Consider the following 12,784-nt stretch of genomic DNA (forward strand, 5'->3'; position numbering starts at 1 on the left):
GGTGTCGCCGTCAGCCGGTCCACGACCGGCCGGCGTCGGGAGTCAGCTCGTCGCCCGCACCGCGTCGCGGATCAGGTCGGTGACCTGCTTCGGCTGGGAGACGGCCACGGCGTGCGAGGCGCCCTCGAGTTCGACGACGGTCGCGCCGGCCCGCTTGGCGCCGAAGCGCTGGACCTCGGGGTTGATCGCCTCGTCCGCGGCGGCGACGAGCGCCCAGGACGGCTTGGTCTGCCAGGCGGCCGTGGCCGCGGTCTCGTCGAACACGGCTGCGGCGAGGGGGCGCTGGGCGGCGGCGAGCACCTTGGTGACGTCCGTGGGCACGTCGGCGGCGAACACCGAGGGGAACGCGGCCTCGGCGATGGTGACCTCGACGGCCGGCTCACCGCCGGGGCCCGGGTACGTCCACTCCTTGAGGTTGCTGACCAGCGGGGCGAGCAGGAAGCGGCCCTGCAGCGCGCCGAGGCTCTCGCCCTCCTCCGGGACGTACGCGGCGACGTAGACGAGGCCGACGACGTTCTCGGTGGCGCCGGCGACGGTGATGATCGCGCCGCCGTAGGAGTGGCCGACCAGGACGACGGGACCGTCGATCTGGGCGGCCACGGAGGCGATGTAGGCGGCGTCGGAGGCGAGGCCGCGCAGGGGGTTGGGCGGGGCGATCACGGGGATGCCGTGGCCCTGGAGTTCGGCGATGACGCCGGACCAGCTGCCGGCGTCGGCGAACGCGCCGTGGACGAGGAGGACGGTGGGCGTGGTGGTGCTCATGGGAGGTTTCTCCTGGGAAGTCAGAAGGTCAGGCGGTGTGCAGGGCGGTGCGCAGGGTGCCGACGGCCAGGGTGATGGCGGCTTCGGCGGCGAACGTCGAGCGCAGGGCGTCGAGCATGACGAAGTCGTGGATGATGCCCTGGAAGCGGACGGCGGTGACGGGGACGCCGGCGGTGCGCAGCTTGTTGGCGTACGCCTCGCCCTCGTCGCGCAGGACGTCGGCCTCGCCGGTGATGACGAGGGCCGGGGGCAGGCCCTGGAGCTGCTCGGGGGTGGCGCGCAGGGGGGAGGCGGTGATCTGGGCGCGTTCGGCGGCGTCGGTGGTGTACTGGTCCCAGAACCACTGCATGCCGTCGCGGCGCAGGAAGTAGCCCTCGGCGAACTGGTGGTAGGAGCCGGTGTCGAAGGCGGCGTCGGTGACCGGGTAGAACAGCACCTGCTGCACCAGCGGGATGCCGCCGCGCTGCTTCGCCATCAGGGTGAGGGCGGCGGTCATGTTGCCGCCGACGGAGTCGCCGGCCACCGCGAGCCGCGTCCCGTCGAGGTTCTTCGTCGTCCCCTGTTCGACGATCCACTGGGCGACGGCGAAGTTCTGCTCGATGGCGACCGGGTAGCGGGCCTCGGGCGAGAGGTCGTACTCGGGGAAGACGACCGCCGCGCCGGCGCCGACGGCGAGTTCGCGGACCAGGCGGTCGTGAGTGTGGGCGTTGCCGAACACCCAGCCGGCGCCGTGGATGTAGAGGATCACCGGCAGGACGCCCTCGGCGCCGGAGGGCCTGACGATCCGGGCGCGGACGCTGCCCGTGGGGCCGCCGGAGACGGTGATCCACTCCTCGGCGACGGCGGGCTTGTCGATCTCGCCGGACTGCACCTCGTCGACGGCCTTGCGCCCCTCCGCCGGCGGCAGTTCGAACAGGTACGGCGGGTTGGCGGTCGCCTCAGCGAACGCCGCGGCCTCGGGCTCCAGAACCGGCTGAACCGGTTCGACGACGTCGGACATGGGCATCTCCTGCTGTGATCGGTGTGCTGATCGGTGGTGCGGTGTGTCGCGCCGTCACGCTAGACGCGGCCGGCGGCCCCGGATTGCCCGTGTGTGCACGGCCGTTGTGCTCACAGCGCACATCGGGCCGTGCGCTGTGGGGAATCGTCCGGTGCGCTCCGGGAACACACGGGCGGCGACGGCCGGGGTGGGATCGCGGGGTACCTGGCGCCGATGACGGTCACCGGGGCCGGATCGTGTACGCGGCCGGCGCCGGCTGAACCGTCTCCATCACCACGCCACTCACACGCTGCCGAAAGGTCTCCCCATGGTCGACATCTCCGAGGTCACCGCGTCCCCCAGCCCCGACCTGCTCACCCCGGACGACTGCGCGGTGCTGTTCGTGGACCACCAGCCGCAGATGTTCTTCGGCACCGGCAGCTCAGACCGCACCGCGATCATCAACTCCACGGTGGGCCTGGCGAAGGCCGCGAAGGCGTTCGACGTGCCGGTGGTGCTGAGCACCGTGGCCGCCGAGTCGTTCTCGGGGCCGATCCTGCCTCAGCTCGCGGACGTCTTCCCCGAGCAGAAGATCGTCGACCGTACCACGATGAACGCCTGGGAGGACCTCGCCTTCGTCGAGGCCGTCAAGGCGACCGGCCGGAAGAAGCTGGTGATCGCCGGTCTGTGGACCGAGGTCTGCGTGGTCCTGCCCGCCCTGTCCGCGCTCGCCCAGGGCTTCGAGGTGTACGTCGTCACCGACGCGTCCGGCGGGGTCAGCCCGCAGGCCCACGAGCACGCGGTCCAGCGCATGGTGCAGGCCGGCGCGGTCCCCGTGACCTGGGTGCAGGTGCTGCTGGAGCTCCAGCGGGACTGGGCGCGCACGGACACGTACGAGGCCACCACGGGCATCGTCAAGGAGCACGGCGGCGCCTACGGCCTCGGCATCGTCTACGCCGAGGCCGTCGTCGGCGCCCACGCGGCGGGCTGACCTCCCAAGGGCGCGGCCGGGGCCACCGGCACCGCCGTGGTCGCGCGCCGGGGCTCGACGCCGGACGCTCCGTGGGCCGGTCCGCCCCGGTGAGGCGGGTTCGCCGGGAGGCGTCGGCCGCCTACGGGATGTCCCGCCACTGGCTGGGGGACATCCCGTAGGCGGTGCGGAAGACGCGGCTGAAGTGCGTGGCGCTGGTGAAGCCCCAGCGGCCGGCCACGGCCGCGATGGTGCGGCTCCCCCGGCCGTGCCGTCTCAGGTCGCGTCGGCACTCCTCCAGGCGGCGGCGCAGGATCCAGCGGCCGACCGAGGTGCCCTCGTCCTGGAACAGTTTGTGCAGGTAGCGCACGGAGATGTGGTGCGCGCGGGCGATGCTCTCCGGCGACAAACCGGTCTCGGTCAGGTGGAGTTCGACGTACTCCAGGATGCGGCCCAGCACCGGCGGCTGTCCGTCCGGTGCGCCGGGCGCGCCCGCGCCCAGCTGTTCGGCGGCGAGGGTCGCCACGAGGTTCACCGCGTTCCAGGCCAGCATCTCGCCGACCGGCGGCCGGGCCTGTGAGGCGGTGCGGGCGAGGTCGGACAGCAGCGGCGACAGCAGTGCGCCGAGCCGGGAGGCGCGTAACACCGGCGTGCGGGTGAGACGCCGTACGTCCAGGGGCGTCAGCCCCAGCAGATCGCTCGGGACGAGGAACACCGTCGCCCGGAACCGCTCGGGGAAGTCCAGCGCCGGCGGGCGGTGGACGTCGTAGAAGCAGACGTCGCCCGGGGCCGGTGCCGGCACTGGACGGGCGCTGAGGGGCTCGGGCCCGGCGGGCGGGGTGGGAGAGCCGCGCAGGCCCACGAACAGGTACTCGCCGCCCTCGCGGGAGTGCAGCCGCTGCCGAGGGTGCGGCGCGCCCTCGCCCGGCAGGGGGCCGGGACCCCTCTCTCCGGTGAGGATCTCCACGCCGACGGGCGTCGTCCTGACGGGGGCTTCGATGGTGCTGGTGATGGACATCTTCCGCTGATGCCTCCTGAGCGACGGTCGATCCGGTCGCTGGGACGGTAGGTCGGCGGATGTGCAAATGGAGTGACAGTGAAGTGACAACGCCTGGTGAGGCGACTGGCGTTGCTGTCAGGGCGACGCGAAGGGACCCTCGGGGAGGCCGAGTTCGGTGGCGTGGGCACGCAGCAGCGGGTGCAGGGCGTAGCGGGCCGGCGCGTGCTCGGTGACGAGGTGGGCGTCGGCGAGTTCGCCGAGGAGGATCCGGGCCCGGCGCACGGGCAGTCCGGCGAGGTCGGCGGCGGCCGTGGCGGTGAGGTCGGGGCCCTGGTGGCGGGGCAGGAGCCGGAACAGGCGCTCGCTCTGCGGGGAGAGCCGTCGGAACGAGCCGAGAAAGGCCTTGCGGACGTCGGGTGTTGTGCCGGTGACGCTGCCGAAGGCGTCCAAACCGCCTTCTTGTGCGCGTAGTTCCGCCGCCAGGGTGGCGAGGGTGGCCTCGGGGCGGTGCGTGAGGCGTTCCGCGACGGCGGTCAGCGCGAGGGGCAGCCGGCCGCAGCGGGCGGCGATCTCCTCGGCCGCCGCGGGTTCGGCGGCCACCCGGCCGGCGCCGAGCCGCCGGGTGAGGATCTCGCGCGCGTCGTCGGCGGTCGGCGGTTCCAGGCGCAGCGGGCGGGCTCCCGAGGCGATGAGGCCGGGCAGGGCGTCGCGGCTGGTCACGAGGGTGAGGCAGCCCGGAGAGCCGGGCAGCAGCGGGCCCGCCTGCTCGGTCCCGGCGGCGTCGTCGAGGACGACGAGGACGCGTCGGTCCGCCAGCAGGGTGCGGTAGAGGCCGGCGCGGGCGGCCTGGCCCTCGGGGACTTCCGCCGCGGGGACGCCCAGCGCGGTGAGCATCGCGCGCAGCGCGTCCCCGGGGTCCAGGGCGGGCCGTGCGAGGTCGGTGCCGCGCAGGGAAACGTACAGGTGGCCGTCCGGATAGCGGCCGGTGATCCGGTGCGCCCAGTGCACGGCGAGGGTGCTCTTGCCGACGCCGGCCATCCCCACGACCGCGAGTACGGTCGGCCCCGGCTCCGCCGACCGCGCGGCCAGCCAGCCCAGTTCGGCCCGGCGTCCGGCGAACTCACGGATGTCGGGCGGTAGTCGCGTGGACGGGTGGGTGTCCGGCGGCGTCCTCAGGTGGACGACGGGTGCCGCGCGGTCGAGGCGCACGGTCGGTCCGGAGCGCAGCCGGCCCGCTTCCTGGCGGAGGACGCTCGTGTGGGCGGCGGCGAGTTCGGGGCCGGGGCTGACGCCGAGGTCGGCCGTCAGACGCCGGCGGACGTCGTCGAACGCCGCCAGGGCGTCCGCCTGGAGGCCGCAGGCGGCCAGGGAGAGGATCAGACGCGCGTGCAGGGGTTCGTCGAGCGGGGCGAGCGCGGTGGCCCGGCGCAGGGCGGGCAGGACCTGGTCGGCCCGGCCGCACCGCAGGGCCGCGTCGGCGGCGAGGCGGGCCGTGTGCAGGAGTTCGTGTTCGACGGCCGTGAACTGCACATGCTCGCGGGCCGTTCGAGGAATGCCCATGGCGATGACCGGGCCGCGCCATTGACGCAGCGCCTCTGTGAAGCGTCCGGCCGCCGTCTCGGGCCGCCCGGTGGCCGCCGCGCGCTTGCCCTGCCGGGTCAGCTCGCGAAAGCGCAGCAGGTCGACCTCGTCCTGGGACGCCTCCAGCAGATAGCCTCCGGGGCGGCGCAGCAGACGTCCCCCGGGGGCCCGGGGCGGCAACTCCGGTTCCAGCAGCCGCCGTAGCGCGGCCGCGTAACGGCGCACGACGTTGTGCGCGCTGACGGGCGGCCGCTCGGCCCAGAGCACGTCGAGGATCTCGGACGTCGGCACGGTCCGGCCCGCGTGGGCCAGGAGCAGGGCGAGCAGGGCGCGTTGCTGGGGGAACCCGAGGCCGAGTTCGCGGCCGGCCCTCATCACCCTCACGGGGCCGAGCAGTTCAAAGCGCAGCTCCACGGGGTCAGCCGGCACCGGCGCGCCCGTCCCGTCCGGTCAGGCGGGCCTCGACCCGTTCGGCGTCGGGGTGGTCCAGCTCCCTGAGGAGGGTGAGCGCCTGCCGCCAGGCGGCGCGGGCGCTGTCGTGGCCGCCCATGGCCTCGTGGGTGTCGCCGACACGGGAGAGGATGTCGGCCTCGACGTACGGCGCGCCGAGGTCGCGCAGCAGGGTCAGGGCGTTGCGGTAGCCGAGCAGTGCGTGCGAGTGGCGGCCGAGGTGCTGGTGGACGTAGGCGATGCTGTCCCAGGTGGCGGCCTGGCCGTAGCGGTCGCCGAGTGCCTGGAGCAGGGGCAGGGCCTCGAAGCAGTGGGCGAGGGCCTGCCGGTGCTCGCCGAGCAGGGCGTGGTACCAGCCGACCGAGTTCAGGACGCTGGCCTGCGCGGCGCGGTCGCCGAGCGCACGGAACAGGTCGAGGGCGAGCTGGTTGTGGCGCAACGCGCCGGGCAGGTCGTCGAGTTGCTCGCGCTCCCAGCCGAGGCTGCGGTGGGTGTTGGCGCGGCCGATGTCGTCACCGAGCCGCGTGAACAGTCTCAGGGCGTGTTCCAGCCGGGAGACGGACTGTGCGTGCAGGCCCAGCCGGCCTTCGACGCGGGCCAGTCCGCGCAGTCCGCGCGCCTCAAGGGCCGGGTCGGCGAGCCTGCGGGCGGCGGCGAGGGCGGTGCGCTGGACGGTGAGCCCGTCGTGCCAGTGGCCGCGCCGGTCGAAGAACGGCTCCAGGGACCAGGCGAGTTGGCAGGCGATGCGTTCCTGTCCGGAGGCGGCGGCCGTGTCGACGACGGCCAGCAGCACGGCGTGCTCGGCGGTGAGCCAGGCCAGGGCCCGGTCGTCGTCCGCGAGGGGTTCCGGGTGCACGCCCTCCGGGGCGGGGGGCGGGGGCAGCGGGTCGGAGGTCGGAGCGAGGAGCCGGTCGGCGCTGTGCGCGGTGTGCAGGTAGTGGTGGTACAGCCGGTGCAGGGCCGTGTGCCGTTCGGTGCCGGTGCGGTGTTCCTCGACGAGTTCGGCGGCGTGGGCGCGGAGCAGGTCGTGGAAGGAGTAGCGGGCGGGGCTGTGTTCGGCGACGAGGTGCAGGCCGGTCAACTCGGCGAGCAGCGGCCGTACCCGGCGTGCCGGCAGGCCGGCCAGGGCGGCGGCGGCCGGCAGGGAGAAGTCGGGGCCGGGGTGCAGCGCGAGCAGTTCGAACAGCCGCCGGGCGGCGGGCGACACGGCCCGGGAGGACCAGGAGAACACCGAGCCGACGTCCACGGACGCGTCGGAGCGGGCGAAGGCGTCTAGGCTGCCGTGCGCCTCGCGCAGTTCGGCGGCGACGGCGGAGAGCGGGAAGCGGGGGTGCGCGGCGGCGCGGGCGGCCACACAGGCGAGGGCCAGCGGCAGACCGGAGCACAGCTCGCCGATCTCGTCGACGGCCCCCGGCTCGGCCTCGACCCGCTCGGCGCCCAGTCGGCGGACGAGGAACGTCCGGGTCTGGCCGGCGTCGAACGGGTGCAGGCCCAGCGCGTGCGCGCCATGGGCGGCGACCAGCCCTGACAGTTCGTCGCGGCTGGTGACGAGGGTGAGGCAGCCCTGCGAGCCCGGCAGGAGGGGGCGGACGTGGTCGCTGTCCCGGGCGTTGTCCAGGACGACGAGGACCCGGCGTTCCGCGAGCACACTGCGGTAGAGCGCGGCCTGCGCGTCCACGCCGTGCGGCACCCGGTCGGGCGGCGTCCCGAGCGCGTCGAGGAATCCCCGGAGGGCCTCCCCGGGTTCCATGACCGCGCCGGACGGGTCGAAGCCGCGCAGATTGACGTAGAGCTGCCCGTCGGGAAACCGGTCGGCGGCCCGGTGCGCCCAGTGCACGGCCAGCGTGGTCTTGCCGACCCCGGCCATGCCCCCGATCACCACGACCCGCCCCTCCCCCCCTGCGAGCAGCCCGTCGACCTCACTTCCGCGCCCGGCGAACACGGGCACGTCGTGGGGGAGTTGCCGGGGGACGGGCCCGGCGGGGCCCGGGGCGGACAACTCGGCGGGCCGGGGGACGGGGTGGGGACCGGGGCCTGGGTCAGGGTGAGCATCGGGCGCGGGCGCCGGAGCGGTGCCCGGCGACGGGGTCGTACCGGTGCTCGGAGCGGGGACGTCGGCGCCCGCACGGGAGTCCGGGGCCCCGCCGGCCGCACCGCCTGTCCCCGCCCCCCGCGCCGTCTCCCCCGCCTCCCGCAGTTCCGGTCCCGGGTCGATGCCCAGCTCCTCGGAGAGGCGGGAGCGGACGGCGTCGTACGCGGCTCGGGCCTCCCCTTGGCGGCCCGTCGCCGCGAGGGCGAGGATCAGCGCGGCCTGGGCGGGTTCGTCCAGCGGGTGCGCCGCAGCGGCCCGGTACAGCTCGGGCAGGACGACGTCGGGCAGCCCCGCGCGCAGCGCCGCGTCGGCGGCGGCCCGTACGGCGGTCAGGCGCTCCCGGTCGGCCGCACCGAACGCCGGGTGGGCGCGGGCCTGTCCGGGGAGGCCGGACGCGGCCGGCCCCCGCCACAGCGACAGCGCCTCGGCGAACAGCTCCACCGCCCGCGCGGGCGACTCCCCCGCCGCCCGCCGCCCCCTCTCGCACAGTGCCCGGAACCGCAGCAGGTCGAGGCAGTCACCGTCGGTCACCAGGCGATAGCCGCCCGCCGCCCGGACCAGCCACCGCCCTTCCGCGCGCACGGCGAGCCCCGGCTCCAGCAGACGCCGCAGCGAACCCGCGTGCCGACGGATCACGTTGACCGCGGTGCGCGGCGGATCCGCCCCCCACAGCGCGTCGACGATCTCCTCGACGCCGACCGGCTCCCCCGCTCTGACCAGCAGCAACGCCAGGAGGGCCCCCTCCTGCGGCCCTGCGGGCCTCAGCTCCGTCCCCCCGCGCCACACCCGCACGGGCCCCAGCACCGCGAACCGCACGGACTCCAGCGGCACGTCATTCCCCCTCCGGTGTTCCGCTCCCCGCAGTGGACTCTACGTCAGGGAAAGCGTCACCGAGAGTCAGTGGGAGTCAGCGCGGGAGCCGATGCCCGGAGCGGCCGGGGAGCCCGCGCCGGAGTCCTCCCCGGAGCCGGATCGCGGGTCCGTGCGGCTGAGGGCCGAGACGAGCGCGTGATGGATCTCGTCGGGCAGCCAGCCGCAGTGGGCGCCCTGCACCACGTACTCCGCGACCTCCCGCAGCTTGGTGTTGGTGCGCTGGGAGATCTCCTTGAGGACCTCCCAGCCCTGCTCGGGGCGCAGATGCCCGACGGCGACCACGACACCGATCGCCTGGTCGACGACCGCGTGGGAGACGACGGCCTGCTGAAGCTGGGCGATCTCCGCCTCCAGGGCGGCGATCCGCTCCTTGAGCTGCTCCTGCGTACCACCCGTCACGAGCCGTCTTCCTCCCTCTCTCGCGTCCTCGCACCCGTCGGCCCTCCTGAGACCTCTTTCCACCCTTCACGCCGAGGCGGGCTCCGGCCGCACACAGAACGAACGGCTCCGCCGGGGCCGTCCGAAAAACGAATGCGGTCCGGTTTGCGGGGCATCTGAGGTACGCCGGCGGCCGGCGGTCGCCGGTCGTCTCCGCACCGCGCGGGACGTTCGACATGGAAGGGGTGCGGTAGCCGGGATGGACACGCTGTTCTTCGACAGTGACGACTTGGGCCGGACGGAGGACTTCCTCAGCCGGGCCTACGCCAGGATGCAGATCGGCAGCGGCGCCGCGCAGGCGGGCCGGGCGCGGATCAGCCGCTCCGCGATGCCGTCGGTGACCGTCGACGAACTCGACCTCGACTTCGAGATGAGCTACTCCGTCACCCCGCTGGGCAGGATCTGCCTCTGCCTCGTCCACGACGGCACCATCAAGGACCACGCCTTCGACGGCGTCCAGGACGCCTTCGGCCCCGGTGACCTGGTGTCCTTCGCCCCACCGGACCTGCCGTACTCCGGCCGGGTCTGCAACGCCCGCTACAACATCACGATGCTGGAGACCGATCTGCTCGCGCAGGTCGCCTCCGCCGCTCCCGGCCGCAGACCCGAGCCGGTACGGCTGACCGGCCACCGGCCCCACTCCCCCGACGCGGCCCAGCACCTGCGCCGCACCATCGTGTACGTCCGCGACCACATCCTGACCGAGCCCGCCCTCGCCGACCAGCCCCTGGTCGCCTCCACCGCGGCCCAGCACCTGGCCGCCGGCGTGCTGGCCGCCTTTCCCAACACCGCGCTCACCGAGCCCACCGCGACCGACCGCAACGACGCCCGCCCCGCCGTGCTGCGCCGCGCGCTGGCGTACATCGAGGACCACGCCGGCGAGCCCGTCACCGTGGCCGAGATCGCCGCGGCCGCCCATGTCACGGTCCGGGCGCTGCAGTACGCGTTCCGGCGGCACATGGACACCACCCCGCTGGCCCATCTGCGCCGGGTGCGGCTCTCCCACGCCCATGCCGACCTGGTCGCCGGGACGCCGCTGGACACGACGGTGACCGAGGTGGCCGCCCGCTGGGGCTTCTTCCACCCGGGCCGCTTCGCCTCGCTGTACCGCGCGTCCTACGGCGTCCCGCCCCACCGCACCCTCGGCGAGGACTGAAACCCCGGGCGGCATCTCCCGACGGGCCTCATTCGTCCTCCGCCCGCTGCCGGGTCTCCGTCGCGCGCCGCTGGTCGTCCTCCATGCGCCGCTGGTCCTCCTCGCTCCACGCGCGCGTGTCACGCGGCGGTACGTAGGGCTCCTCGTCGTCGGGCAGTCCGCCGGCGACGGCGCGCTGCCGCGAGAGCTCCGCGTCGAACTCCAGGCCGAGCAGGATGGCGATGTTGCTGATCCACAGCCACACCAGGAACACGATCACGCCGGCGAGGGTGCCGTAGGTCTTGTTGTACGAGGCGAAGTTGGCCGCGTAGAACGCGAAGCCGGCGGAGGCGAGCAGCCAGATGAGCAGGGCGAGCACACTGCCCGGGGTGATCCACTTGAAGCCGCGGCCCTTGACGTTCGGCGTCGCCCAGTACAGCAGGGCGATCATGATGGTGACCAGGACGACCAGCACCGGCCACTTGGCGATCGACCACACCGTCAGCGCGGTGTCCCCGATGCCCAGCGTCTCGCCCGCTCGGCGGGCCAGGTCGCCGGTGAAGACCACGATCAGCGCGCTGACCACCGCCAGCACGAGCAGCACCACCGTGACGCCGACACGGACCGGCAGCACCTTCCACACCGGGCGGCCCTCCGGCATGTCGTAGACGGCGTTGGCACTGCGGATGAACGCGGCGACGTAGCCGGAGGCCGACCACACGGCGAGCACGATGCCGACGACCGCCATGATCGAGCCCACCCCGCCGCGGCCCTGGAGCTGGGTCACCGCGTCGCTGATGATGTCCCGGGCCGATCCGGGGGCGAGCTTCCTGACGTTCGCGAGGACCTCGTCGGTCGCCGACTTGCCGGCGACGCCCAGCAGGGACACCAGCACCAGCAGGGCGGGGAACAGCGACAGGATGCCGTAGTAGGTCAGCGCCGCGGCCCGGTCGGTGAGCTCGTCGTCCTGGAACTCCTTGACCGTCCCCTTGAACACCGCCCCCCACGACCGCTTGGGCAGCTCGGTGGGCTCGTCCGGGGCCCGCCGTTCCACCGATTCGTCCGGGCCCGGCTCGCGCTCCCGGCCGGTCTCGATGGGGCCTTCGATACGGTGATCGGATTTGGATGTCCGTGCCATAGCACCGGAGTAACCCTCTGGGCAGCGGAATAACATGCCCGCTTGCCAGCACGTTTATATGGGCATTACTGTCACCACGCCTTGGTGAACGGGAAATCCGGTGTGATGCCGGTGCGGCCCTCGCCACTGTGATCGGGAAGTCCGGCTCCGGCCCTCGCGGGCAGCCACTGGGTCCTCGGACCCGGGAAGGCGGAGCACGGGCGGTGGTACCCGTGAGCCAGGAGACCGGCCAGGGCGCGTCAACCATCCACGAGGTGCTGGAGAGGGTCTGCCAAGCCATGCACATTGCCGAGGGTTTCCTTCCTCCGGCGCACGCGGTCGCCTGGGGTGTCGCGTCGGCGCCGTTCGTCGTCCACGGAGTGCGCTGTCTCAACCGTGAAGTGCGCGAGCACCCCGAGAGCACCCTGCTCCTGGGCGCGTCCGGAGCCTTCACCTTCGTCCTGTCCGCGCTGAAACTGCCGTCCGTCACCGGGAGCTGCTCCCACCCGACCGGGACGGGGCTGGGCGCGATCCTCTTCCGGCCGCCGATCATGGCGGTGCTGGGCACGATCACCCTGCTCTTCCAGGCGCTGCTGCTCGCCCACGGCGGTCTGACCACGCTGGGCGCCAACGTGTTCTCCATGGCCATCGTCGGCCCCTGGGCGGGCTACGGCATGTACCGGCTGCTGCGCCGCTACGGCGTGCCGCTGATGGTCACGGTGTTCTTCGGCGCGTTCGTCGCCGACCTGTCCACCTACTGCGTCACCAGCGTCCAGCTCGCGCTGGCGTTCCCCGACCCCGGCAGCGGGTTCCTCGGCGCGCTGGGCAAGTTCGGCTCGATCTTCGCCGTCACGCAGATCCCGCTGGCCGTCAGCGAGGGGCTGCTCACGGTGCTCGTGATGCGTCTGCTGGTGCAGTCCAGCAAGGGCGAGCTGACCCGGCTCGGCGTGCTGCTCGCCGGCCGTAAGACTGAGGCCGCCGCCGACGCCGAGGCGGTGTCCCGGTGAAGCGCAACACGAAGATCAACGCGCTGCTGCTCCTCCTCGTCGTCGCCCTGGCCGTGCTGCCGCTGGCCCTCGGCCTGGGCGACCACAAGAAGGAGCCCTTCACCGGCTCGGACGCCGAGGCCGAGACCGCGATCACCGAGATCAAGCCCGACTACGAGCCCTGGTTCTCCCCCCTGTACGAACCGCCGTCCGGCGAGATCGAGTCGGCTCTCTTCGCGCTCCAGGCCGCGCTCGGCGCGGGCGTGCTCGCCTACTACTTCGGGCTGCGCCGCGGCCGCCGCCAGGGCGAGCTGCGGGCCCTGACCCGGGCGGACGGGCCCGAGGGCACGCCGTCCGAGGGCGTGCCGGCACGCTCCGCCTCCGAACCGGCCTGAGCACCT

11 protein-coding genes and 1 riboswitch are annotated in these 12,784 nt (G+C 73.7%); of the genes, 4 read left to right on the forward strand and 7 right to left on the reverse strand.

The window, feature by feature from the left end:
- Positions 1-42: 42 nt before the first annotated feature.
- Together ACIRS4_RS21400 and ACIRS4_RS21405 are read right to left on the reverse strand one after the other, a co-directional pair.
- Positions 43-762 (reverse strand): alpha/beta fold hydrolase, encoded by a 720-nt coding sequence (locus tag ACIRS4_RS21400; protein WP_404198171.1) that lies wholly within the window; start codon positions 760-762, stop codon positions 43-45.
- A 28-nt stretch (positions 763-790) separates the two neighbouring features.
- Complete coding sequence (locus tag ACIRS4_RS21405; RefSeq protein ID WP_404198173.1) at positions 791-1,762, reverse strand: alpha/beta hydrolase; 972 nt, start codon at positions 1,760-1,762, stop codon at positions 791-793.
- Positions 1,763-2,069: 307 nt separating this feature from the next.
- On the opposite strand from ACIRS4_RS21405, the gene ACIRS4_RS21410 reads away from it, so the two are divergent.
- The gene (locus tag ACIRS4_RS21410; RefSeq protein ID WP_404198176.1) at positions 2,070-2,732 is read left to right on the forward strand and encodes a hydrolase; all 663 of its coding nucleotides are present in this window, start codon (positions 2,070-2,072) and stop codon (positions 2,730-2,732) included.
- Between the two features lie 121 nt (positions 2,733-2,853).
- Here ACIRS4_RS21410 and ACIRS4_RS21415 read toward each other — a convergent pair whose 3' ends face one another.
- The 4 genes from ACIRS4_RS21415 to ACIRS4_RS21430 form a co-directional block, all read right to left on the reverse strand.
- Complete coding sequence (locus ACIRS4_RS21415; RefSeq protein WP_404198178.1) at positions 2,854-3,729, reverse strand: helix-turn-helix domain-containing protein; 876 nt, start codon at positions 3,727-3,729, stop codon at positions 2,854-2,856.
- 117 nt (positions 3,730-3,846) lie between these two features.
- The gene (locus tag ACIRS4_RS21420; protein ID WP_404198181.1) at positions 3,847-5,721 is read right to left on the reverse strand and encodes a BTAD domain-containing putative transcriptional regulator; all 1,875 of its coding nucleotides are present in this window, start codon (positions 5,719-5,721) and stop codon (positions 3,847-3,849) included.
- On the reverse strand, positions 5,711-8,665 hold the full coding sequence (locus ACIRS4_RS21425) for an AfsR/SARP family transcriptional regulator (protein WP_404198184.1): 2,955 nt from the start codon (positions 8,663-8,665) through the stop codon (positions 5,711-5,713). The genes ACIRS4_RS21420 and ACIRS4_RS21425 overlap by 11 nt, the downstream gene beginning before the upstream one ends.
- A 66-nt stretch (positions 8,666-8,731) precedes the next feature.
- Positions 8,732-9,106 carry an ANTAR domain-containing protein gene (locus tag ACIRS4_RS21430; protein ID WP_404198187.1) on the reverse strand — a complete coding sequence of 125 codons (375 nt, stop codon included), beginning with the start codon at positions 9,104-9,106 and terminating at the stop codon, positions 8,732-8,734.
- Between the two features lie 238 nt (positions 9,107-9,344).
- On the opposite strand from ACIRS4_RS21430, the gene ACIRS4_RS21435 reads away from it, so the two are divergent.
- On the forward strand, positions 9,345-10,301 hold the full coding sequence (locus tag ACIRS4_RS21435) for a helix-turn-helix transcriptional regulator (protein WP_404198190.1): 957 nt from the start codon (positions 9,345-9,347) through the stop codon (positions 10,299-10,301).
- A gap of 28 nt (positions 10,302-10,329) precedes the next feature.
- Here the strand turns inward: ACIRS4_RS21435 and ACIRS4_RS21440 are convergent, their stop codons facing one another.
- Positions 10,330-11,418 carry a YihY/virulence factor BrkB family protein gene (locus ACIRS4_RS21440; protein ID WP_404198193.1) on the reverse strand — a complete coding sequence of 363 codons (1,089 nt, stop codon included), beginning with the start codon at positions 11,416-11,418 and terminating at the stop codon, positions 10,330-10,332.
- A gap of 52 nt (positions 11,419-11,470) precedes the next feature.
- A riboswitch (cobalamin riboswitch) is annotated at positions 11,471-11,667 on the forward strand.
- A gap of 29 nt (positions 11,668-11,696) precedes the next feature.
- On the opposite strand from ACIRS4_RS21440, the gene ACIRS4_RS21445 reads away from it, so the two are divergent.
- Positions 11,697-12,404, forward strand: a complete 708-nt coding sequence (locus ACIRS4_RS21445) for an energy-coupling factor ABC transporter permease (protein ID WP_404198909.1) — start codon at positions 11,697-11,699, stop codon at positions 12,402-12,404.
- Positions 12,401-12,778, forward strand: coding sequence for an energy-coupling factor ABC transporter substrate-binding protein (locus ACIRS4_RS21450; protein WP_404198196.1), 378 nt, complete (start codon positions 12,401-12,403; stop codon positions 12,776-12,778). Before ACIRS4_RS21445 ends, ACIRS4_RS21450 begins: the two co-directional genes overlap by 4 nt.
- The last annotated feature ends 6 nt before the right edge of the window (positions 12,779-12,784 follow it).

Source organism: Streptomyces sp. NPDC101166 (assembly GCF_044768125.1).
Taxonomy (GTDB): Bacteria; Actinomycetota; Actinomycetes; order Streptomycetales; family Streptomycetaceae; genus Streptomyces.

Excerpts from the sequence above, each read along its gene's own strand:
- ACIRS4_RS21400 (WP_404198171.1), bottom strand. The coding sequence starts at position 762 with ATGAGCACCACCACGCCCACCGTCCTCCTCGTCCACGGCGCGTTCGCC.
- ACIRS4_RS21440 (WP_404198193.1), bottom strand. The coding sequence starts at position 11,418 with ATGGCACGGACATCCAAATCCGATCACCGTATCGAAGGCCCCATCGAG.
- ACIRS4_RS21405 (WP_404198173.1), bottom strand. The coding sequence starts at position 1,762 with ATGTCCGACGTCGTCGAACCGGTTCAGCCGGTTCTGGAGCCCGAGGCC.
- ACIRS4_RS21445 (WP_404198909.1), top strand. The coding sequence starts at position 11,697 with ATGCACATTGCCGAGGGTTTCCTTCCTCCGGCGCACGCGGTCGCCTGG.
- ACIRS4_RS21435 (WP_404198190.1), top strand. The coding sequence starts at position 9,345 with ATGGACACGCTGTTCTTCGACAGTGACGACTTGGGCCGGACGGAGGAC.
- ACIRS4_RS21410 (WP_404198176.1), top strand. The coding sequence starts at position 2,070 with ATGGTCGACATCTCCGAGGTCACCGCGTCCCCCAGCCCCGACCTGCTC.
- ACIRS4_RS21415 (WP_404198178.1), bottom strand. The coding sequence starts at position 3,729 with ATGTCCATCACCAGCACCATCGAAGCCCCCGTCAGGACGACGCCCGTC.